19 protein-coding genes are annotated in these 22,594 nt (G+C 64.0%); 3 read left to right on the top strand and 16 right to left on the bottom strand.

Annotation, left to right across the window (positions count from 1 at the left end):
• Positions 1-19 precede the first annotated feature (19 nt).
• The 3 genes from ACQ4N9_RS09790 to ACQ4N9_RS09780 are packed head-to-tail and all read right to left on the bottom strand — an operon-like array spanning position 20 to position 2,367.
• Positions 20-388 (bottom strand): DNA polymerase III subunit chi, encoded by a 369-nt coding sequence (locus ACQ4N9_RS09790; RefSeq protein ID WP_347151605.1) that lies wholly within the window; start codon positions 386-388, stop codon positions 20-22.
• A 5-nt stretch (positions 389-393) separates the two neighbouring features.
• Complete coding sequence (locus ACQ4N9_RS09785; RefSeq protein ID WP_390968354.1) at positions 394-822, bottom strand: DNA polymerase III subunit chi; 429 nt, start codon at positions 820-822, stop codon at positions 394-396.
• Positions 823-873: 51 nt separating this feature from the next.
• Positions 874-2,367 carry a leucyl aminopeptidase gene (locus tag ACQ4N9_RS09780; RefSeq protein WP_390968352.1) on the bottom strand — a complete coding sequence of 498 codons (1,494 nt, stop codon included), beginning with the start codon at positions 2,365-2,367 and terminating at the stop codon, positions 874-876.
• A 289-nt stretch (positions 2,368-2,656) separates the two neighbouring features.
• Between ACQ4N9_RS09780 and lptF the strand changes: the two genes are divergently transcribed.
• Entirely contained in the window at positions 2,657-3,772 is a 1,116-nt protein-coding gene (lptF, locus tag ACQ4N9_RS09775; RefSeq protein WP_279848942.1) for an LPS export ABC transporter permease LptF, read from the top strand.
• Positions 3,765-4,826: an LPS export ABC transporter permease LptG gene (gene lptG / locus ACQ4N9_RS09770; RefSeq protein ID WP_390968350.1), complete on the top strand. Its 1,062-nt coding sequence runs from the start codon at positions 3,765-3,767 to the stop codon at positions 4,824-4,826. Before lptF ends, lptG begins: the two co-directional genes overlap by 8 nt.
• Positions 4,827-4,949: 123 nt before the next feature.
• On the opposite strand, the gene ACQ4N9_RS09765 is transcribed toward lptG, so the two are convergent.
• The 13 genes from ACQ4N9_RS09765 to arcD (ACQ4N9_RS09705) form a co-directional block, all read right to left on the bottom strand.
• Positions 4,950-5,438 carry an RDD family protein gene (locus tag ACQ4N9_RS09765; protein WP_390968348.1) on the bottom strand — a complete coding sequence of 163 codons (489 nt, stop codon included), beginning with the start codon at positions 5,436-5,438 and terminating at the stop codon, positions 4,950-4,952.
• A 95-nt stretch (positions 5,439-5,533) separates the two neighbouring features.
• A complete protein-coding gene (locus ACQ4N9_RS09760; RefSeq protein ID WP_003365337.1) occupies positions 5,534-5,746 on the bottom strand; it encodes a cold-shock protein in 213 nt (70 codons plus the stop codon).
• Between the two features lie 348 nt (positions 5,747-6,094).
• Complete coding sequence (gene gcvT / locus ACQ4N9_RS09755) at positions 6,095-7,216, bottom strand: glycine cleavage system aminomethyltransferase GcvT (protein ID WP_390968346.1); 1,122 nt, start codon at positions 7,214-7,216, stop codon at positions 6,095-6,097.
• A 26-nt stretch (positions 7,217-7,242) separates the two neighbouring features.
• Positions 7,243-8,619, bottom strand: a complete 1,377-nt coding sequence (locus ACQ4N9_RS09750) for an L-serine ammonia-lyase (protein ID WP_390968344.1) — start codon at positions 8,617-8,619, stop codon at positions 7,243-7,245.
• Positions 8,620-8,708: 89 nt separating this feature from the next.
• Positions 8,709-11,564 (bottom strand): aminomethyl-transferring glycine dehydrogenase, encoded by a 2,856-nt coding sequence (gene gcvP, locus ACQ4N9_RS09745; protein WP_390968342.1) that lies wholly within the window; start codon positions 11,562-11,564, stop codon positions 8,709-8,711.
• A 10-nt stretch (positions 11,565-11,574) separates the two neighbouring features.
• Positions 11,575-11,958: a glycine cleavage system protein GcvH gene (gcvH, locus tag ACQ4N9_RS09740; RefSeq protein ID WP_125465316.1), complete on the bottom strand. Its 384-nt coding sequence runs from the start codon at positions 11,956-11,958 to the stop codon at positions 11,575-11,577.
• A gap of 386 nt (positions 11,959-12,344) precedes the next feature.
• Positions 12,345-13,550 carry a sodium/glutamate symporter gene (gene gltS / locus ACQ4N9_RS09735; RefSeq protein ID WP_390968340.1) on the bottom strand — a complete coding sequence of 402 codons (1,206 nt, stop codon included), beginning with the start codon at positions 13,548-13,550 and terminating at the stop codon, positions 12,345-12,347.
• A gap of 164 nt (positions 13,551-13,714) precedes the next feature.
• Positions 13,715-15,223: a sigma-54-dependent transcriptional regulator gene (locus ACQ4N9_RS09730; protein ID WP_390968338.1), complete on the bottom strand. Its 1,509-nt coding sequence runs from the start codon at positions 15,221-15,223 to the stop codon at positions 13,715-13,717.
• 164 nt (positions 15,224-15,387) lie between these two features.
• Positions 15,388-15,756, bottom strand: a complete 369-nt coding sequence (locus tag ACQ4N9_RS09725) for a DUF5064 family protein (RefSeq protein ID WP_110993241.1) — start codon at positions 15,754-15,756, stop codon at positions 15,388-15,390.
• Positions 15,757-15,812: 56 nt separating this feature from the next.
• Positions 15,813-16,742 carry a carbamate kinase gene (gene arcC, locus ACQ4N9_RS09720; protein ID WP_258642979.1) on the bottom strand — a complete coding sequence of 310 codons (930 nt, stop codon included), beginning with the start codon at positions 16,740-16,742 and terminating at the stop codon, positions 15,813-15,815.
• A gap of 133 nt (positions 16,743-16,875) precedes the next feature.
• Positions 16,876-17,886: an ornithine carbamoyltransferase gene (locus ACQ4N9_RS09715; protein WP_110993243.1), complete on the bottom strand. Its 1,011-nt coding sequence runs from the start codon at positions 17,884-17,886 to the stop codon at positions 16,876-16,878.
• A gap of 69 nt (positions 17,887-17,955) precedes the next feature.
• Positions 17,956-19,209: an arginine deiminase gene (gene arcA / locus ACQ4N9_RS09710; RefSeq protein ID WP_390968335.1), complete on the bottom strand. Its 1,254-nt coding sequence runs from the start codon at positions 19,207-19,209 to the stop codon at positions 17,956-17,958.
• Positions 19,210-19,242: 33 nt separating this feature from the next.
• Positions 19,243-20,670, bottom strand: coding sequence for an arginine-ornithine antiporter (gene arcD / locus ACQ4N9_RS09705; RefSeq protein WP_125860042.1), 1,428 nt, complete (start codon positions 20,668-20,670; stop codon positions 19,243-19,245).
• 437 nt (positions 20,671-21,107) lie between these two features.
• Here arcD (ACQ4N9_RS09705) and arcD (ACQ4N9_RS09700) point away from each other — a divergent pair, with 437 nt between their 5' ends.
• Entirely contained in the window at positions 21,108-22,535 is a 1,428-nt protein-coding gene (gene arcD / locus ACQ4N9_RS09700) for an arginine-ornithine antiporter (protein ID WP_125465306.1), read from the top strand.
• Positions 22,536-22,594: the final 59 nt, after the last annotated feature.

Here is a 22,594-nt window from a genome sequence, read left to right as displayed (position 1 = left end):
GGTCGCTGAAAGGGTCTGCTTACTCGGAACGCTTGAGCAGGCGTTCCAGTCGCGCATCCAGCCGGCGCTTGATCTCGGTCTCGATATGCGGGGTGAAGTCGTTGATCACGTCCTGCATGATCTGCGCGGCGGCGGCACGCAGCTCGGCGTCCAGGTGCAGCAGGGTGTCCTGGCGGCGGGTCTGGGCATCCTCTTCGAGGGTCGCAGCGGCTGTCGCCTGGGCGACCGGCGGTGCGCCGGCGGGCTCATCGAGCAACAGTGGAATCTGCTCAACCGTCTCGGTCAGCAGTGGCGGTTGCAGGTTGGCGTCACCCAGCAGCTCGCGAATCGATTCGAGATCGTCGAGCAAATGGGCGGAATGGGTGAGGGAGTTCAGCTGCTTGTCCATCGTCGTCAGAGTCGCTGTAAGCGGTGGTCTTGCAGAGCATAGCCCTGTTCGCGGTAGAAACGGAAACGTTCTCGGGCGGCCTGGCGGATCGCCGGTGCTTCGACGACGATCTCGGCAACGCGCTCGAACTGCTTGACGAACCCAGGCACATCGCCGCCCAGGTTGATCAGCAGGTCACGGTGCTCGCCGGCATCGCTGCCGATGCCCAGCGCCACGCGGGCGTCCTGGTGCAGTTCGGCATGGTCGTGGGGCACGAATGCCTCGCCCTTGAACTGCCACAGAAGCAGGTCCAGTTCGTTGCGTTGCGCCTCGTCCTGGCAGTGCAGGTAGACCCGGTGGCCGAGGCGCCAGGCCTTTTCACACAGCTTGCAGGCAAAATCCAGCCGCGCCGATAGCGAGTCGGTGGGCAGGATATAGAAGTCGACTTTGCTCATGGTTGGTTTCGCCAGTCAGTGGCGCCGGCAGACGCCACTGACCGTGCGCCATCAGGCGCCGGCGCGGTCGAGCAGGTACTGGGTCAGCAGCGGCACCGGGCGGCCCGAGGCGCCCTTGTCCTTGCCGCCGCTGATCCAGGCGGTGCCGGCGATGTCCAGGTGTGCCCAGTGGTAGGTCTTGGCGAAGCGCGACAGGAAGCAGCCGGCGGTGATGGTGCCGGCCTTGGGGCCGCCGATGTTGGCGATGTCGGCGAACGGGCTGTCCAGCTGTTCCTGGTACTCGTCGAACAGCGGCAGCTGCCAGGCGCGGTCGTCGGCGCGCTTGCCGGCGTCCAGCAGTTGGCCGATCAGCTCGTCGTTGTTGCCCATCAGGCCCGAGGTGTGGCTGCCCAGGGCGACGATGCAGGCGCCGGTCAGGGTGGCCAGGTCGATCACCGCCTGGGGCTTGAAGCGCTCGGCGTAGGTGAGGGTGTCGCACAGCACCAGGCGGCCTTCGGCGTCGGTGTTGAGGATCTCGACGGTCTGGCCGCTCATGGTGGTCACGATGTCGCCCGGGCGGGTGGCGCCGCCGCTCGGCATGTTCTCGGCGCACGCCAGCAGGCACACCAGGTTGATCGGCAGCTGCAGTTCCAGCACGGCCTTGAGCGTGCCGAACACGCTGGCGGCGCCGCACATGTCGTACTTCATCTCGTCCATGCCGGCACCTGGCTTGAGGCTGATGCCGCCGGTGTCGAAGGTGATGCCCTTGCCGACCAGTACGTAAGGCTTGTCGGCTTTCTTGCCGCCCTGGTAGTTCATCACGATCAGGCGCGGGGGTTGATCGCTGCCCTGGCCCACGGCATAGAACGCGCCCATGCCCAGGTCCTTGATCTTCTTCTCGTCCAGCACTTCGACCTTGAGGCCTTTGTGCGCCTTGCCCAGCTCCTTGGCCTGGTCGGCGAGGAAGCTTGGGTGGCAGATGTTCGGCGGCAGGTTGCCCAGGTCGCGGGTGAAGGTCATGCCGCTGGCGATGGCGGTGGCGTGCTTGACGGCGCGCTCCACTTCGCCCTGGCCGGCCTTGTCGGCCAGCAGGGTGACTTTCTTCAGTGCGCGCGGCTCGGCCTTCTGGCTCTTGAAACGGTCGAATACGTAGGTGCCGTCGAGCAGGGTCTCGGCCAGCAGGCGGTATTTGCCGTAGTGACCGTCACGGGCGGTCACGGCGATATCGTCCAGGGCCAGCACCGCATCGGTACCGCCGAGGCCTTTGAGCACGCCGGCGACACTGGCGACCAGCTTGCGCCAGGCGCGGTCACCCAGCGTTTCGTCCTTGCCGCTGCCCACCAGCAGCACGCGCTCGGCCTTGAGGCCGGGCAGGCTGTGCAGCAGCAGGGTCTGGCCCGGCTTGCCGGCCAGGTCGCCGCGCTTGAGCAGCGCGCTGATGGCGCCGTCGGTGGCCTGGTCGACGGCCTTGGCGATAGTGCCGAGCTTGCGCCCTTCACCGACCGGCACCACCAAGGTGGCGGTCTTGACGGATGCGGCGGCTACGCTTTTTACAACCAGTTCCATGTCTGGATCCCCGAATGGTCTGTGAGTGGGCGCTGTCTTTCGCAGGCGCTCGGAATACGGGGCTGGCGGCCTTTGCCGGCCAGCGGAAAAGCTGCCAGTTTGAGCCTGGCGCAACCTTCATGACAACCCCGAAGTGCTCTGTCATGCGCGGCCAAGTGACAGGCGCCACCAATCACAGGATAATGCGCGCACTTTACATGGAGGTTCGCCTTGGCGAACCGGCATTGGTCCTGGCTGTTGCGAATCGTTCGTATGGCTGTCCGCCCCTGACAACCCAGGAGTGTCTGGTTTGATCGTCTTTCGTTATCTGTCCCGCGAGGTCCTGCTGACCTTGAGCGCCGTCAGCGCCGTGCTGTTGGTGATCATCATGAGCGGGCGCTTCATCAAGTACCTGGCCCAGGCCGCCCAGGGCGTGCTCGACCCGAGCGTGCTGTTCCTGATCATGGGTTACCGCCTGCCGGGCTTCCTGCAACTGATCCTGCCCCTGGGCCTGTTCCTCGGCATCCTGCTCGCCTATGGCCGGCTCTATCTCGAAAGCGAGATGACCGTGCTCTCGGCCACGGGCATGAGCCAGCAACGCCTGCTGGCGATGACCATGGCGCCGGCGGCGCTGGTCGCGCTGCTGGTGGCCTGGCTGAGCCTGAGCCTGGCGCCGCTTGGCGTGGCCCAGGTGCAGAAGATCATTGCCCAGCAGGACGCGCTGACCGAGTTCGACACCCTGGTGCCGGGCCGTTTCCAGACCCTGCGTGACGGCACCCGGGTGACCTACACCGAGCAGCTGTCCGACGACCGTATCAACCTGGCCGGGGTGTTCATCTCCGAGAAGCGCTTCAACCAGGACAAGACCAAGGACCGCGCGCCTTCGGTGCTGGTTGCCGAGAAGGGCCACCAGGAAGTGCAGGCCGACGGCAACCGCTACCTGGTGCTGGAGAACGGCTACCGTTATGACGGCAACCCCGGCCAGGCCAATTACCGTGCGATCAAGTACGACACCTACGGTGTGCTGCTGCCCAAGCCGGAAGTTGCCGAGGACGTGACCGAGCGTGAAGCCATCCCCACCTCGGTCCTGCTTGGCCACGAAGGCATCCCCCATCGCGCCGAGCTGCAATGGCGCCTGTCGCTGCCGCTGCTGGTGTTCGTCGTGACCCTGCTGGCGGTACCGCTGTCCCGCGTCAATCCACGCCAGGGCCGCTTCCTCAAGCTGCTGCCGGCGATTCTTCTGTACATGGCCTATCTGACGATGCTGATTTCCGTGCGTGGCGCCCTGGAGAAGGGCAAGTTGCCCATTTCGCTGGGTATCTGGTGGGTCCATGGCCTGTTCCTGCTCATCGGCCTGGGGCTGATGTACTGGGAGCCGCTGCGCCTCAAGCGCGCCGCCCGCCGTGCGGAGGTGGCCCGTGGCTAAACTGGACCGCTACATTGGCCAAAGCGTGCTGCTGGCCATTCTCGCCGTGCTGGGCATCATCCTCGGCCTGGCCTCGCTGTTCGCCTTCATCGATGAGATGAGCGACCTCAGCGACACCTACACGGTGCTGGACGCCAGCAGCTACGTGCTGCTGACCGCGCCGCGCCGGCTCTACGACATGTTGCCGATGGCAGCGCTGATCGGCTGCCTGATCGGCCTGGGCAGCCTGGCCAGCAGCAGCGAACTGACCATCATGCGTGCCGCCGGTGTATCCATCGGCCGCATCGTCTGGGCGGTGATGAAGCCCATGCTGGTGCTGATGCTGGTGGGCGTGCTGATTGGTGAGTACGTAGCCCCCGTCACCGAGAACAAGGCCCAGGCCGACCGCTCGCTGGCCCAGGGTGGTGGCGAAGCGCAAAGCTCCAAGCGCGGCATGTGGCATCGCCAGGGCGAGGAGTTCGTGCACATCAACTCGGTGCAGCCCAACGGCCTGCTGCTGGGTGTCACTCGTTACCGCTTCGATGACCAGCGCAAGATCCTCACCTCGAGCTTTGCGCGCAAGGCCCAGTACAGCGAAAACCGCTGGATGCTGAGCGATGTGAGCACCACCTATTTCCGTGGCGATCACACCGAAGTGGTGAAGAACGCCCAGGAACCTTGGGATGTCTCGGTTACTCCCGAGCTGCTCAATACCGTGGTGCTGGCGCCGGAGTCTCTGTCGATCACCGGCCTGTGGGACTACATCCACTACCTCTCCGACCAGGGCCTGAACAATGCCCGCTACTGGCTGGCCTTCTGGACCAAGGTGCTGCAACCGGCGGTGACGGCAGCGCTGGTGCTGATGGCGATCTCCTTCATCTTCGGGCCGCTGCGTTCGGTCACCCTTGGCCAGCGCGTGTTCACCGGTGTGCTGGTGGGCTTCGTGTTCCGCATCGCCGGCGACCTGCTTGGCCCGTCGAGCCAGGTGTTCGGCTTCCCGCCGCTGCTGGCGGTACTGATCCCGGCTGGGGTCTGTACGCTGGCGGGTATGTGGATGTTGCGTCGAGCCGGTTGATGGCGTGACAGCAATGAAAAAGCCGACCCTTGGGTCGGCTTTTTTGTGGGGTGTTCACAGTGCCCTCTGTAGGAGCGGCCTTGCCGGTCCGGCGCCCCGGCAAGGCCGCTCCTACAGGGCCAATCACTTTTTACGCTTTGGCAGTCGCACCAGCTGCGTGTCGGAGTAGATGTCGTGCCAGCTGCGCTTGCGCTTGTCGAACAATGACCAGATAAAGCCCAGCCCCAGGCACAGCCATGAAGCGATCGACACCACAAAACGCAGCAACGCCTGCCACAGGCTGATGGCGCTGCCATCGGCGTTCTGTACGCGCAGGCCCCATACCTGCATGCCGAGGGTCTGGCCGCCATGGGTCCAGAACTTGGCGAAGAAGCCGAACAGGGCGAACAGCAGGAGGGTCGACAGCAGTGGGTCGCCATCCAGCGCGCCGGCCTCGGTCAGTTCGCGCATGCGGGTTTCACCGATGATTGCCATCTGGATCATCTTGTAGGCACCGGCGGTCACGATCAGCAGGGCGGTGCACAGCAGGAAGTCATAGAACATTGCTGCCAGTCGGCGGCCCAGGCCGACGGGGGGGAAGTCACCCTGGGGGTTGAGCAAAGGCTTGGACATGCACGACGGCTCCAGATGGCAAAGGCCCATTCTATGGAATTGCGGGCACAAAAAAGCCCCTGTGGGTCAACACAGGGGCTTTTTTTGACAGAAGATCAGCCTTCTGCCTGAACCTCGTCAGCCTGCATGCCTTTCTGGCCTTGCACGGCAACGAAGGTCACTTTCTGGCCTTCCTTCAGGCTCTTGAAGCCGTTGCCCTGGATGGCGCGGAAGTGTACGAACAGATCCGGACCGCTTTCAGGGGTGATGAAACCGAAACCTTTTTCGTCATTGAACCACTTGACGGTACCGCTCTGACGTTCAGCCATTGTCTTATTTCCTATGAAACTTAAATTTTGATGACAGTTTCTTTCACACGTTATGTACGTGAAAGAGTACTGGGCTGGGTTGCAGGAAAGTAAGAGACGTCGAACGGGTTGTAGCAAATTGCGGCTACTGGCCCAGGTCACGAACTGTTGCGACCCATGCAAACACAGTGCAGTGACTCTACGCCAACTCTCGAGCGAAACACAAGCCCTGTGCCAGGCTGAAAATCAGGCTTTTCCGAAGCTTCGAGCGATTTGCCCGAAGCAGCGTGGCGCCTGGCCTGGCGCTATGTTCAGAAGTTATTGGGCAGGTTCGAAAACGAATATGCCCAACCTGCCCGAACCCTTCAATCAACCGCGGTAGTAACGCTGTGCCACGAAAGGCATTTTGCTGACTTTAAGGGCAACTTGCTTGCCACGCACGACAGCGAACAGCGCCGTGTCCAGTGCCGCATGTTCGGTATCGACATAGCCCATCGCCACCGGTGCGCCGAGCGTCGGGCCAAATCCACCGCTGCACACCTGGCCAACCATTTTGCCGGTGCCGTCGACAATTTCGGCACCCTCGCGCACCGGGGTGCGTTCCTGCGGCAGCAGGCCTACGCGCTTGCGTGCAACGCCTTGTTGCTGCTGGGCGAATACGGCTGCGGCGCCGGGGAAGCCACCGGCACGTGCGCCGTCGGCACGGCGCACCTTGGAGATCGCCCACAGCAGGCTGGCCTCGATCGGCGTGGTGGCGGTATTCATGTCGTGGCCGTACAGGCACAGGCCGGCTTCCAGGCGCAGCGAATCGCGCGCACCGAGGCCGATCGGCTGTACTTGTGGCTCGGCCAGCAGGCGACGGGCCAGGGCTTCGGCGGCAGTCGCCGGTACCGAGATCTCGTAGCCGTCTTCACCGGTGTAGCCCGAGCGGCTGACGAAGCATTCGCTGCCCAGCAAGGTGACCGGGCGGAACTGCATGAAGGTCATGCCGGCCACTTCCGGCGCTAGGCGCTCGAGCACCTTGACCGCTGCCGGGCCTTGCAGGGCCAGCAGCGCGCGCTCCTCGAACAGCGGCTCGATCTGGCACTGTGCGCCGATGTGCTGGCGCAGGTGGGCCAGGTCCTGGTCCTTGCAGGCGGCGTTGACCACCAGGAACAGGGTGTCGTCACCCAGGTTGGCGACCATCAGGTCATCAAGAATGCCGCCTTGTTGGTTGGTGAACATGGCATAGCGCTGCATGCCCACCGGCAGGTCGATGATGTCCACTGGCACCAGGGTTTCCAGCGCGCGGGCCGCATCGCTGCCGCGCAGGACGATCTGGCCCATGTGCGAGACGTCGAACAGGCCGGCCTGCTCGCGGGTGTGCAGGTGCTCCTTGAGCACCCCCAGCGGGTACTGCACCGGCATGTCATAGCCGGCGAACGGCACCATGCGTGCGCCCAGTTCGAGATGCAGGGCGTGCAGTGGGGTCTTGAGCAGTGTTTCGGACATCGGTGACTCCTTGGTTTTTGTTCGGGTCAACATTCGATGATGTTGACGGCCAGACCGCCGCGGGCGGTCTCCTTGTATTTGCTTTTCATGTCGGCGCCGGTCTGGCGCATGGTGCGGATGACCTTGTCGAGCGAGACGTAATGCTGCCCGTCGCCGCGCAGGGCCATGCGCACCGCATTGATCGCCTTCACCGAGCCCATGGCGTTGCGCTCGATGCAGGGCACCTGGACCAGCCCGCCGATGGGATCGCAGGTCAGGCCCAGGTTGTGTTCCATGCCGATCTCGGCGGCGTTCTCCACCTGCTGCGGGGTACCCCCCATCACCTCGCACAAGGCCCCGGCGGCCATCGAGCAGGCCACGCCGACCTCGCCCTGGCAGCCCACCTCGGCGCCGGAAATCGACGCGTTCTCCTTGTACAGAATGCCGATCGCCGCTGCGGTGAGCAGGAAGCGCACCACCCCATCCTCGTTGGCGCCGGGGACGAAGCGCATGTAGTAGTGCAGCACTGCGGGCACGATGCCGGCCGCGCCATTGGTCGGCGCCGTGACCACGCGCCCGCCGTAGGCGTTTTCCTCGTTCACCGCCAGGGCGTACAGGTTGACCCAGTCGAGCACCGACAGGGCATCGCGCAGGCTGGCTTCCGGGTGCTGGCTGAGCTGGCGGTACAGCGCCGGCGCGCGGCGCTTGACCTTCAGCCCACCCGGCAGGATGCCCTCGTGGCGGCAACCGGCCTCGACGCAGTCCTGCATCACCTGCCAGATGCGTAACAGCCCGGCGCGGGTTTCGGCCTCGGGGCGCCATGCCGCTTCGTTGGCCAGCATCACCTGGCTGAACGAAAACTGTTGCGCGGCGCAATGCCCGAGCAGCTGCTTGCCGGTCGTGAACGGGTAGGGCAGCACGGTGCTGTCCTCGACGATGCGGTCATGGCCGGCGGCCTCTTCATCGACCACGAAACCGCCACCCACCGAGTAGTACTCGCGGCTGCGGATCTGCAACCCGGCCGCATCGAAGGCACGGAAGATCATGCCATTGGGGTGGTAGGCCAACGGCTTGCGGATCATCGCCAGGTGCTGTTTTTCGACGAACTCGATCTGATGTTCGCCAAGCAGGCGCAGGTGGCCGCTGTCGCGGATCGCCTTCAGGCGGGCGGGGATGCTTTCGGTATCGACGGTGTCCGGGTGCTCGCCTTCAAGCCCGAGCAGCACGGCCTTGTCGCTGCCGTGGCCCTTGCCGGTGGCGCCGAGCGAGCCGTACAGCTCGGCCTTGACGCTGACCGTGCCCGCCAGCAGGCCGTCGCGGCGCAGCCCTTCGGCAAAGCGCGCGGCGGCGCGCATAGGCCCGACCGTGTGCGAGCTGGAGGGGCCGATGCCGATCTTGAACAGGTCGAAGACGCTAAGTGACATGCTGACCTCCCGGCTCTACAGGTTGACGGTGAACCTGTGGGAGCGGCGCACCGCCGCTCCCACAGGGCGCGCTGTCGGCCCGAGGGCTATCAGACGTCCTGATAGTTCTCGATCGACGGGCAGGCGCAGACCAGGTTGCGGTCGCCGAACACGTTGTCGACGCGGCCGACCGGTGGCCAGTACTTGCTTTCCACCAGGCTCGGCAGCGGGTAAACCGCCTGCTCGCGGCTGTAGCCGTGGGTCCATTCGCCGGCCAGCTCCGCCGCGGTGTGCGGGGCGTTCTTCAGCGGGTTGTCGTCCTTGTCCAGGCTGCCGTTCTCCACGGCGCGGATCTCTTCGCGGATCTGGATCATGGCGTTGCAGAAGCGGTCCAGTTCCTCTTTCGATTCGCTCTCGGTCGGCTCGATCATCAGCGTGCCCGCTACCGGGAACGACATGGTCGGGGCGTGGAAACCAAAGTCGATCAGGCGCTTGGCCACGTCGTCGACGCTGATGCCGCTGGTGTCCTTGAGCGGGCGCAGGTCGAGGATGCACTCATGCGCCACCAGGCCGTTGCCGCCGGTGTACAGCACAGGATAGTGCTCTTCCAGGCGACGGGCGATGTAGTTGGCGTTGAGGATCGCCATCTGCGAAGCGCGCTTGAGCCCGGCGCCACCCATCATGCGAATGTACATCCAGGTGATCGGCAGGATGCTCGCGCTGCCGAACGGTGCGGCGCATACCGCGCCAGCGGTGTTTTCAAGCGTAGCGTGGCCCGGCAGGAACGGTGCCAGGTGCGCTTTGACACCGATCGGGCCGACGCCCGGGCCGCCGCCGCCGTGGGGGATGCAGAAGGTCTTGTGCAGGTTCAGGTGCGACACGTCGCCGCCGAACTTGCCCGGGGCGCACAGGCCGACCATGGCGTTCATGTTGGCGCCGTCGATGTACACCTGGCCGCCGTTGTCGTGGATGATCGCGCAGATCTCGCCGATGGCCTCTTCGAACACGCCATGGGTCGACGGGTAGGTGATCATGATCGCGGCCAGGCGTTCGCGGTGCTCGAGGGCCTTGGCGCGCAGGTCGTCGATATCGACGTTGCCACGGGCGTCACAGGCGGTCACCACCACACGCATGCCGGCCATGTGGGCGGTGGCCGGGTTGGTGCCGTGGGCCGAGGACGGGATCAGGCAGATATCGCGGTGGCTGTCGCCACGGCTGCGGTGGTAGGCGCGGATCGCCAGCAGGCCGGCGTATTCGCCTTGCGAACCGGCGTTGGGCTGCAGCGATACGGCGTCGTAGCCGGTGGCCGCGCAGAGCATGGCTTCGAGCTCGCTGGTCATCTGCAGGTAGCCCTGGCTTTGCGCAGCCGGGGCGAACGGGTGCAGGTTGCCGAACTCGGCCCAGGTCACCGGGATCATCTCGCTGGCGGCGTTGAGCTTCATGGTGCATGAGCCCAGCGGGATCATGGTGCGGTCCAGCGCCAGGTCCTTGTCGGCCAGGCGGCGCAGGTAGCGCATCAGTTCGGTTTCGCTGTGGTAGCGGTTGAACACCGGGTGCTCGAGGATCGCGGACTGACGCAGCAGGCCGCTCGGCAGGCGGCCGACGATGGTCGGGGCCAGGGTGGCGAAGTCCGGGGCGGCCTGGCCGTTGGCGAACAGTTGCCACAGGGCTTCGACATCGGCCTGGCTGCTGGTTTCATCCAGCGACAGGCCCAGGTGGTCGGCGTCGATCTGGCGCAGGTTGATGCCCTGGGCGCGGGCCTTGTCGTGCAGGGCTGCGGTAGCGCTGCCAGTATTCAGCGTGACGGTATCGAAGAACTCGCGGGTGAGCACTTTCACGCCCAGTTTCACCAGGCCGGTGGCCAGGATCGCGGTCAGCGCGTGGGTGCGTTCGGCGATGCGCTTGAGGCCGGCCGGGCCGTGGTACACGGCGTACATGCTGGCAATGTTGGCCAGCAGTACCTGGGCGGTGCAGATGTTGCTGGTGGCTTTCTCGCGGCGGATGTGCTGCTCGCGGGTCTGCATGGCCAGGCGCAGGGCGCTCTTGCCGAAGCGGTCGATCGACACGCCGACCAGGCGGCCTGGCATGTCGCGTTTGAACGCGTCACGGGTGGCGAAGTAGGCCGCGTGCGGGCCACCGAAGCCCAGGGGCACGCCGAAGCGCTGGGCGCTGCCGATGGCCACGTCGGCCTCGAACTCACCGGGCGGGGTCAGCAGGGTCAGGGCCAGCAGGTCGGCGGCCACGGCCACCAGGGCGCCGGCGGCGTGGAACTGCTGCACCACGGCGCGGTAGTCGAACACGTCACCGTTGCTGGCCGGGTACTGCAGCAGGGCGCCGAAGTAGGCGCTGGCGTCGCTCAGTTCACGCTCGTCGCCCACCACCACGTCGATACCCAGCGGTTCGGCGCGGGTGCGCAGCACGTCGAGGGTTTGCGGGTGGCAGTGGCTTGAGGCGAAGAAGGCGTGGCTGGCCTTGTTCTTCGACAAGCGCTTGCAGAAGGTCATTGCTTCGGCGGCGGCGGTGGCTTCGTCGAGCAGGGAGGCGTTGGCGATCGGCAGGCCGGTCAGGTCGCTGATCAGGGTCTGGAAGTTCAGCAGCGCTTCCAGGCGGCCTTGGGAGATTTCTGGCTGGTAGGGGGTGTAGGCGGTGTACCAGGCCGGGTTTTCCAGGAGGTTGCGCAGGATCGGCGCCGGGGTGTGGGTGTTGTAGTAGCCCTGGCCGATGTAGCTCTTGAACAGTTGGTTCTTGGCGGCGATGGCTTTCAGGGCGGCGAGGGCATCGGCCTCGCTCTGGCCGTCTTCGCTGCCCAGCACGCTGGTGCCCTTGATGCTGTCGGGGATGACCGCAGCGCTCATGGCTTCCAGCGAGTCGAAACCGAGGGTGGCGAGCATGGCCTGCTCGTCAGCGGCGCGTGGGCCGATGTGACGGGCGATGAATTCGTTGGCGGTGCCGAGGTTGATGGTCATGGCAGGTTCCTCAGGCGTCGTCGTTGGCTTTGAGCAGGCGGTCGTAGGCGTCCTGGTCGAGCAGGGCGGCCACTTCGGTCATGTCGGCGGGGATGAAGCGGAAGAACCAGCCTTCGCCCAGCGGGTCTTCGTTGACCAGCTCGGGTTGATCGTTGAGGCCGTCGTTGACCGCGACCACTTCACCGCTCAGGGGCATGTACACGCCGCTGGCCGCCTTGACCGACTCCACGGTGGAGGCTTCGGCGCCTTTGTCGTACTGCTGCAGTTCCGGCAGTTGCACGTAGACCACATCGCCAAGGGCGTTCTGGGCGTAGGCGGTGATGCCCACGGTGACGCTGCCGTCGGCTTCGACGCGCAGCCATTCGTGATCTTCGGTGAAACGCAACTCGCTCATGGGAATTCCTCGGGAAGCAGGGGGCGTTGGCGCGGTAGGCCCGCGCTCTTAAGGTTGGAATTCCCTTAGCAATAATGCGGCCAGTATGAATAAATCTAATTAAATCAATGACTTAAATATTTCTAGTAAGAGTTTTGTCATGCATGTGGAATGAAATCGATACACAGCCGACTGGATTCAAAAGCACTTGAGGATCAAACCCTTGCGCAGGCGCACTCGAATGGGTGTGTATTGATTTCGATACGATGTACTTGTTTCGTTACACAAAAAAGAAGGCGGCGCCTAAGCGCCACCTTCTGGGGGAACGAGCAGATGTGGGTGGAGCGCACTACGCAGCGGCGACTCCCGAAGCCGTAGGCGAGGGGAACAGGCGGGCGCTCAACTGATCAGCCGACGCTGAACAAGGGCAAGGCAAGGTACAGCTTGATCACGATGACATTGATGATGTCGATGAAGAACGCGCCCACCATCGGCACTGCCAGGAAGGCCAGTTGCGAAGGCCCGTAGCGTTGGGTGATCGCCTGCATGTTGGCGATGGCCGTCGGCGTGGCGCCGAGGCCGAAGCCGCAATGGCCGGCCGCCAGCACTGCCGCATCGTAGTTGCGGCCCATGATGCGGAAGGTCACGAAAATCGCGAACAGCGCCATGACCAGCGTCTGCGCGGCCAACAGGACGAGGAAGGGCAATGCCAGGGCGGCGAGGTCCCACAGCTTGAGCGACATCAGCGCAATCGCCAGGAACAGCGACAAACTGACATTGCCCAGCACTGAAACCTCCCGTTCGAACACCTGGTACACGCCCAGCATCGACAAACCGTTGCGCAGGATCACGCCGACGAACAGCACGCAGACGAAGGTCGGCAACTCGAAGGCGGTGTCATGCAGCGCACCATTGAGCTGAGTGCCGGCCAGCAGGCTGATGGCGATGAGGGCGATGGTTTCGATGAGGGAAAAGGGCGTGATCAAGCGCTCCTTGTCGGGCTGTTCGAAGCCTTTGGGCAGCCGGGGAGGTTGCTGTTCGAAGCCAGGCGTCTTGACCCCGGCAATCAGCAGCCGCGCGACGGGGCCACCGATCAGGCCCCCCAGTACCAGGCCGAACGTTGCCGAGGCCATGCCAAGTTCGGTGGCCGAGGCCAGGCCGAACTTCTCGCTGAAGGTCGCGCCCCACGCTGCACTGGTGCCATGGCCGCCAGACAAGGAAATGGAGCCGGACAGCAGGCCCATCAGCGGGTCGAGCCCCAAGGCCTTGGCCAACCCGATGCCCATGGCGTTCTGCACGACCAGCAGCCCGGCGACCGCCAACAGGAATACGCCGACGACGCGCCCGCCCTTCTTCAGGCTGGCGATGTCTGCGTTCAAGCCGATGGTGGCGAAGAACGCCAGCATCAGCGGTGTTTGCAACGAGGTGTCGAACTGAATCCGAACATCAAGGCCGCGTAGCGCCAACAGCAGCAGGGCAACCACCAGGCCGCCGGCTACCGGTTCGGGAATGTTGTAGGTGCGCAGGAAACCGACCCGTTTGACCAGGCCGCGTCCCAGCAGAAGGACCAGCGAAGCGGCCACCAGCGTTCCATAGAAATCGAGCTCAAGCATTCAGCGTACTCTTCCTTAAAAATCGGGGCGAAAACCGCAATGCCCCATGAACAGAGCCCGGTATGGTACGCGGCAGCGTTTAGGAAGTTTGGGGTGTACGGGTAGGGTAAGTCTGAGAATGCCTTCGCTATTTTCTGATTGGTCGTTGAGTTCGATGGCGACGCTCAGGCCTTGCCGGGAATTCCGTACTTGCGCAGGCGCTGGGCAATGGCGGTGTGCGAGGTCTGCAGCCGCCCGGCCAACTGCCGGGTCGATGGATAGCTGGCATACAGCCGCTGCAACAGCTCGCGCTCGAAATCGCCGACGGCCTGGTCCAGGCTCGCCACTTCACCGTCCTGCCCGCGCGCCACCGAGGTGCCGGCGATGTCCAGGTCGCCGATATCCACCACGTTGCTTTCGCAGATGGCCGCAGCGCGGAAGATCACGTTCTGCAGCTGACGCACATTGCCCGGCCAGGGGTTGGCCAGCATCGCCGCATGGGTGGCAGGCGCCAGTCGGCACTGTGGCCGCTGGATCTGGGTGCAGGCCTGCTGCATGAAGGAGTGCGCCAGCAGCAGGATGTCCTGGCCGCGCTCGCGCAGCGGCGGCACTTGCAGGTTGAGTACGTTGAGGCGATAGAACAGGTCTTCGCGGAAGCTACCTTCGCTGACCATCTGCTCAAGGTTGCGGTGGGTGGCGCTGATGATGCGCACGTCCACCTTCACTTCGCGGTCGCCACCGACCCGGCGGAAACTGCCATCGCTGAGGAAGCGCAGCAGCTTGGCCTGCAGGTAGGGTGACATCTCGCCGATCTCGTCGAGGAACACCGTGCCCTGGTTGGCCAGCTCCATCAGCCCTGGCTTGCCGCCACGCTGGGCGCCGGTGAAGGCGCCCGGGGCATAGCCGAACAGCTCGCTCTCGGCCAGGCTCTCGGGCAGCGCGGCGCAGTTGAGAGCCAGGAAGGGCGCGGCATGGCGGCTGCTGATGGCATGGCAGGCGCGGGCCACCAGCTCTTTGCCGGTGCCGGTTTCGCCGTGCACCAGCAAGGGTGCGTCGAGGGCCGCCACGCGCAGGGCGCGGGCCTTGAGGGTGCGAATGGCCGGTGAGTCGCCGAGCATGGCGTCGAAGCCTTCGGCGTGATCGTGGTGCAGCGCCGACAGCCGCTCGCCCATGCGATTGGGCGGGTACAGGGTGAGCAGCCCGCCGGCGTTGGTGATCGGCGTGGCGTCGAGCAGCAGGCTCTGGCCATTGAGCTGCATCTCGCGCATGGGCAGGTGGAAATTGTTGTCCAGCAGGGCCTGGAGCAGGTCGGGGTCGCCGAACAGTTCGGCCAGGGAGCGTCCGGCCGACTCGCGCCCGCACAAGGCGATCAGCGCCGGGTTGGCCAGCAGCACTTTGCCGGCGCTGTCCACGGCCAGCACCGGGTCGCTCATGGCGGCGAGCAGGGCGTCGAGCTGCAGGTGGCGGCGTTGGCCGGGGAGGATGTCGACCACTTCCACCGACTGCACGCCACGCACCTCGAACAGGGCGTCGTGCAGCTCTTCGAGCACGGCGGGGCTGAGCGTCGGGGCGTCGATGTAGACGTTCGGCGGGACCATCTCCACGGCATCGAGGTTGAGGTTGCGGGCACCGAGCAGGGCCAGGACTTCCTGGGTGATGCCGACGCGGTCGATGAAGCTGACGTGGATGCGCATGGGGTAGGCGGTTATGGCCGGGGAGGGCGACAGTATGCCTTGGGAGTTAGGTCTAGCCCACCATTGCCGGGAGCGCTGTGCGCCCCTTTCGCGGCACAAGGCCGCTCCTACAGGGATCGCGCGGTCTTTGTAGGAGCGAAAGGGCTGCGCAGCAGCCCCTGAAACTACTCAAGATGCTCAGGCTTGATCGGGTCGCCCGACTTCACATCCAGCTTCGCGCGAATGTCTTCGAACATGGCGTCGTACAGCTTGTGCGGCGAGCCCAGGGTCTCGAATTTCTTGGGCGGCTTCAGGTACGCCTGGGCCTTGCGCGTGGTGACGCTGAGGAAGCTGGGCAGCACCTGGTCCTTGGCCAGGAAGAACTTCTCGTCGACCGGCTTGCCCTCGATGCTGCCATGCAGACGGAACTCGATGCCTCTGCCTTCCTTGGGGTCCTGGGCCACTTCGTAGTTGATGTTCAGGTCGTAGCTGTGGTCGTTGGTGTTCAGCGCGGTGCGCTCGATATGAACGTGACCGGGTTGGTACTGGGCCATGGTGGAAACCTCCGGAAGGTTGAAAACGGCGGGCGACGGGCGCCCGCCAACTGCATTCAACGGTAGCTGATACCCGGCTTGGCGGTGGAAACCCGTGTGCCGGCGGTGCCTTTGACGATATCTTCGATGTTTTCCAGCGAGCTGATCACCGCGACCTTGCCGGTATGCCGGGCGAAATCGCAGGCAGCCTGCACCTTGGGCCCCATGGAACCTGCGGCGAAGCCCAGCTTTTCGAGCTCGTCGGGGTGGGCCTGGGCAATCGCTTTCTGGGTCGGCTTGCCGTAGTCAATGTAGGCGGCATCGACGTCGGTGGCGATGATCAGAAGGTCGGCTTCCAATTGCTCGGCCAACAGTGCCGAGCACAGGTCCTTGTCGATCACCGCCTCGACGCCCTTGAGCTTGCGGTTTTCGTCGTACATGGTAGGGATGCCGCCGCCACCGGCGCAGATCACGATGCTGCTCTTTTCCAGCAGCCACTTGATCGGGCGGATCTCGAAGATGCGCTTGGGTTTGGGGCTGGCCACCACGCGGCGGTACTTGTCGCCGTCGGGCTTGACCACCCAGCCTTTCTCCTTGGCCAGGCGCTCGGCTTCTTCCTTGGCATACACAGGGCCGATGAACTTGGTCGGGTCCTTGAAGGCCGGGTCATTGGCGTCCACTTCAACCTGGGTGAGCAGGGTGGCGAACGGCACCTCGAAGGCCAGCAGGTTGCCCAGCTCCTGTTCGATCATGTAGCCGATCATGCCTTCGGTCTCGGCGCCGAGCACATCCAGCGGGTAGGCTTCATCCGGCTTGTACGACAGGCCCTGCAGCGACAGCAGGCCGACCTGCGGGCCGTTGCCGTGGGCGATGACCAGTTCGTTGCCGGGGTGGATCTTGGCGATCTGTTCGGTGGCGGTGCGGATATTGGCGCGCTGGTTGTCAGCGGTCATTGGCTCGCCACGGCGCAGCAGGGCGTTGCCGCCCAATGCAACAACGATACGCATGGGGAATGTCCTTTAAGCACGAATGTGAGGATCTGTGGGAGCTGGCTTGCCAGCGATCACCGGCATAGCCGGTGCCATGCACCGTGTTGCCTGCATCGCCGGCAAGCCGGCTCCCACAGAATCGAGGCTGCCGTCAGAGATCAGCCAGGGTCGACACCAGGATCGCCTTGATCGTGTGCATGCGGTTTTCCGCCTGCTCGAAGGCGATGCACGCCGGCGATTCGAACACGTCATCGGTCACTTCGATGCCGTTGGCCAGGTGCGGGTACTGTTCGGCGATCTGCTTGCCGACCTTGGTGTCGGAGTTGTGGAATGCCGGCAGGCAGTGCATGAACTTGGTGCGCGGGTTGCCGGTGGCCTTCATCAGCTCCTTGTTCACCTGGTAGGGCAGCAGTTGCTGGATGCGTTCGCCCCAGGCTTCGACCGGCTCGCCCATCGATACCCAGACGTCGGTGTGAACGAAGTCCACGCCTTTGACTGCGGCTTTCGGGTCTTCGGTGAGGGTGATGCGCGCACCGCTCTCTTCTGCGTACTTCTTGCAACGCTCGACCAGGTCGTCATGGGGCCACAGCGCCTTGGGCGCGGCGATGCGCACGTCCATGCCGAGCTTGGCGCCGATCAGCAGCAGCGAGTTGCCCATGTTGTTGCGGGCGTCGCCCAGGTAGGCGTAGCTGATGTCGTGCAGCGGCTTGTCGCTGTTCTCACGCATGGTCAGCACGTCGGCGATCATCTGGGTCGGGTGGTATTCGTCGGTCAGGCCGTTGAACACCGGCACACCGGCGAACTTGGCCAGCTCTTCGACGATCTCCTGCTTGAAGCCACGGTACTCGATGGCGTCGTACATGCGCCCGAGCACGCGGGCGGTGTCCTTCATGCTTTCCTTGTGGCCGATCTGCGAGGAATTGGGGTCGATGTAGGTGACATTGGCACCCTGGTCGTAGGCGGCGACTTCGAAGGCGCAGCGGGTGCGGGTCGAGGTCTTCTCGAAGATCAGGGCGATGTTGTTGCCCTTCAGGTGCTGCTGCTCGGTGCCGGTGTACTTGGCGCGCTTGAGGTCGCGGGACAGGTCCAGCAGGTAGCGCAGTTCGCGGGTGGTGTGGTGCTCGAGGCTGAGCAGGTTGCGGTTATGGATGTTGAACGCCATGACGGTTCTCCTTGAGTTCGGTAGGTAGCCCGGCCGCCACTTCGTGGGTGCGGCCGGGTGAAATGGGCGTTAGTAATCGATTGGGTCGCGGACGATCGGGCAGGTCATGCAGTGGCCGCCGCCACGGCCCCGGCCCAGCTCGCCGGCGCTGATGGTGATGACCTCGACCCCAGCCTTGCGCAGCAGGGTGTTGGTGTAGGTGTTGCGGTCGTAGCCGATGACCACGCCGGGCTCCACGGCCACCACGTTGTTGCCGTCATCCCACTGTTCGCGCTCGGCGGCGAAGCTGTTGCCGCCGGTCTCGACCACACGCAGTTTGACCCCGAGTTGTTCGCCGACCACATCGATGAACGACTTGTTCTCGCGGCGCACGTCCATGCCGTAAGGCTTGCTTTCGTCTGGGCGAATGATGAACGGCACGATCTCCTTGACCACTTCCGGGAAGACCGTGACCAGGTCGCGGTCGCAGAAGCTGAACACGGTGTCCAGGTGCATCGCGGCGCGGGACTTGGGCAGCCCGGCGACTATGACTTTTTCCACCGCGCCCTTGGCGAACAGGTTCTGCGCCAGTTGGCCGATGGCTTGGCGCGAGGTGCGTTCACCCATGCCAATCAGCACTATGCCCTTGCCGATCGGCATCACGTCGCCGCCTTCGAGGGTGGCCTTGCCGTGATCCTTGTCGGGGTCGCCGTACCAGACCTGGAAGTCGGCGTTGGTGAACTCGGGGTGGAATTTGTAGATGGCACTGGTCAGCAGGGTTTCCTGGCGTCGCGCCGGCCAGTACATCGGGTTGAGCGTCACGCCGCCGTAGATCCAGCAGGTGGTGTCGCGGGTGAACTGGGTGTTGGGCAGCGGGTCGAGCAGGAAGCTGGAATGGCCCAGGTAGTCGCGGTACATCTTGATCACGCTGGCGCCTTCGCTTTCCGGCAGGTCTTCACCGGCCACGCCGCCGATCAGGAACTCGGCCAGCTTGCGTGGCTCCAGGCTTTCGAGCCAGCCACGCACTTCGTTCTTCAGGCCGACGCCGACGGTGTCATCGGTGATCTTGCGGTCGAGGATCCATTTCAGCGCCTCGGGGTTCTGCACGGTCTCGGTCAGCAGGTTGTGCATTTCCAGCACTTCGATGCCGCGTTCACGCATCTTGGTGACGAAATCGAAGTGGTCGCGTTTGGCCTGGTTGACCCAGATGACGTCGTCGAACAGCAGCTCGTCGCAGTTGCTCGGGGTCAGGCGCTGGTGCGCCAGGCCTGGCGAGCAAACCATCACTTTGCGCAGTTTGCCGGCTTCGGAGTGGACGCCGTATTTCTGTTTCTCAGTGGACATGGTTCATTCCTCCAGTAAAGCGAAGACAGGTGTTCAAAGGGTCAGGAAACCGTCGTACAAGCCGTAGGCCGCCACCAGGGCGCCCACCACCACGGCGGCGAAAATCAGTTTTTCGATGCTGGTGAAGATCGGCTGGCCGACTTCGCGCTTGGCCTTGGCGAACAGGATCGCGCCAGGGGCGTAGAGCAGGGCCGAGAGCAGCAGGTACTTCACGCCGCCGGCGTACAGCAGCCAGATCGCATAGACCAGGGCGATGCCGCCGATGATCAGGTCTTTCTTGCGTTCGGCCAGGGCCTGCTCGTAGGTCTCGCTGCGCCAGGCCAGAAGGAAGGCGTAGGCCGCCGACCACAGGTAGGGCACCAGGATCATCGAGGTGGCGAGGTAGATCAGCGACAGGTAGGTGCTGTTGGAGAACAGCGTGATCACCAGGAAGATCTGCACCATGGCGTTGGTCAGCCACAGGGCGTTGGCCGGCACCTGGTTGGCGTTCTCGCGGCGCAGGAACTCCGGCATGGTGTGGTCCTTGGCGGCGGCGAACATGATCTCGGCGCACAGCAGCACCCACGACAGCAGCGCCCCCAGCAGCGAGATGATCAGGCCGACGCTGATCAGCACCGCACCCCAGTGGCCGACCACATGTTCAAGCACGGCGGCCATGGACGGGTTCTGCAGCTTGGCCAGTTCCGGCTGGGTCATCACCCCCAGCGACAGCACGTTGACCAGCACCAGGAACAGCAGCACGGTGACGAAACCGATGACCGTGGCCTTGCCCACGTCGGAGCGTTTTTCGGCGCGGGAGGAGAAGATGCTCGCGCCCTCGATGCCGATGAACACCCACACGGTGACCAGCATCATGTTGCGCACCTGGTTCATCACGCTGCCCAGCTCCGGCGTACCGACGGCCCAGATATCAGCGGTGAAGATGTCGAGCCGGAAGGCGAACAGGCAGATCAGCGCGAACAGCGCCAGCGGCACGACCTTGGCCACGGTGGTGACCAGGTTGATGAACGCCGCTTCCTTGATGCCGCGCAGCACCAAAAAATGCACCGCCCACAGCAGGATCGAGGCACCGATCACTGCCGCCGGTGTATTGCCTTCGCCGAAGATCGGGAAGAAATACCCCAGGGTGCTGAACAGCAGCACGAAGTAGCCGACGTTGCCCAGCCAGGCGCTGATCCAGTAGCCCCAGGCGGACGAAAAACCCATGTAATCGCCGAAACCGGCCTTGGCGTAGGCGTATACACCGCCGTCGAGGTCAGGTTTGCGGTTGGCCAGGGTCTGGAACACAAAGGCGAGGGTGAGCATGCCCACCGCGGTGATGGCCCAGCCGATCAGCACGGCCCCAACGCCGGCGCTGGCGGCCATGTTTTGCGGCAGCGAGAAGATCCCGCCACCAATCATCGAGCCGACGACAAGTGCAACAAGTGCACCTAACTTTAGTTTTGCGGGAGAATCAGACATTTAACGACTCCGTACCAGGAGAAAGTTGACTTCAGAATAAATCTGACGCCTGGGTCATTAGCTGATTTAGATCAGTTCATGCCGACATGAAGGGTTGAAAAGACCCTTCATGTACCTCCTGGAGGATGCCGACAGCTCTGCTGCAAGCCTTGTGCACTGGCACCTCCGTGTCCATCTAGAGCAAACGCTCCGTTTTGCCTGCGCTATGAAGCTAGCCGTTTCTGGATATTTCGCAAATTTTTCACAAGATTGAGTGGTGGCAATGCGCCATGCGCGAGAAAGTCCGTTAAAACCCTGCGCGTCGTGCGCTTTTAGTTAGACAAAGGAGTTATGAGTGAACTAGCTTTAATGTCCTGCATTAATATAAATATGCTGTAACATTTATATGCGTTAGATCGAAATTTCATGCGCCGCACGGGCCAGAGGGGAGAAGCGCCATGAGCGAACCGGGACAGAAGCTGCGCCTAGGCGCCCTGATCGCGCTGGTGGTCGGCTCGATGATTGGCGGGGGGATCTTCTCGCTGCCGCAGAACATGGCGGCGCGCGCCGATGTCGGCGCGGTGCTGATCGGCTGGAGCATCACCGCGGTGGGCATGCTGGCGCTGGCCTTCGTGTTCCAGACCCTGGCCAACCGCAAGCCGGAACTGGACTCGGGGGTGTACGCCTACGCCAAGGCCGGCTTCGGCAACTACATGGGTTTTTCGTCCGCCTGGGGCTACTGGATCAGCGCCTGGCTGGGCAACGTCGGCTACTTCGTGTTGCTGTTCAGCACCCTGGGTTTCTATTTCCCGGCGTTCGGTGAGGGCAATACGCCGCTGGCCATTGGTTGCGCCTCGCTGCTGCTGTGGGCGGTGCATTTTTTGGTGCTGCGCGGCATCAAGGAGGCGGCGTTCATCAACCAGGTGACCACCGTGGCGAAGGTGGTGCCGCTGCTGATGTTCATCGTGATTGCCGCGTTCGCTTTCCGTGCCGATATCTTCACCCGCGACATCTGGGGCTTGAGCAATCCCAAGTTCGGCAGCGTGCTGGAACAGGTGCGCAACATGATGCTGGTGACGGTGTTCGTGTTCATCGGTATCGAGGGCGCCAGCGTGTATTCCGGCCGTGCCGAGCGCCGATCGGACGTGGGCAAGGCCACCGTGGTGGGCTTTCTCGGGGTGCTGGCGCTGCTGGTGCTGGTCAACGTGCTGTCGCTGGGGGTGATGACCCAGCCAGAACTGGCCGGGCTGCAGAACCCGTCGCTGGCCTCGGTGCTGGAACACATCGTCGGGCCGTGGGGCGCGCTGTTGATCAGCATCGGGCTGGCGGTGTCGCTGCTGGGCGCCTTGTTGTCCTGGGCGCTGCTGTGCGCAGAGATCCTGTTCGCCACCGCCCGCGACAAGACCATGCCGCGCTTCCTTGCCCGGGAAAACGCCAACCATGTGCCGGCCAATGCGCTGTGGCTGACCAACGTGATGATCCAGGGTTTCCTGTTGATCACGCTGTTCTCGGCGGGGACCTACACCAGCCTGATCTACCTGGCGTCATCGATGATCCTGGTGCCGTACTTCTGGTCGGCGGCCTATGCGGTGTTGCTGGCGTTGCGTGGCGACAGCTATGAAGGCCAGCCCAGCGTGCGCCGCAAGGACCTGCTGGTGGCGCTGATCGCCTTGCTGTACGCGGTCTGGCTGCTGTATGCCGGTGGGCTCAAGTATGTGCTGCTGTCAGCGCTGCTGTACGCGCCGGGGGTGATCCTGTTCGCCCGGGCCAGGCACGAGCAGGGGCAGGCGCTGTTCACCTCGTGGGAAAAGCTGATCTTCGCGGGGGTGCTGGCGGGCGCGGGGCTGGCGGCGTATGCGTTGTATTCGGGGCTGTTGAGTTTGTGAAACACGCAGTTGCCAGGTGACACGCTTGCTGTAGGAGCGGCCTTGTGCCGCTCCTACAG

The sequence above is a fragment of the Pseudomonas sp. ES1 genome (genome assembly GCF_050586605.1).
GTDB classification, from domain to species: domain Bacteria; phylum Pseudomonadota; class Gammaproteobacteria; order Pseudomonadales; family Pseudomonadaceae; genus Aquipseudomonas; species Aquipseudomonas sichuanensis.
Note: the sequence above shows the minus strand (reverse complement) of the source record. Positions and strands in the feature narration are given on the sequence as shown.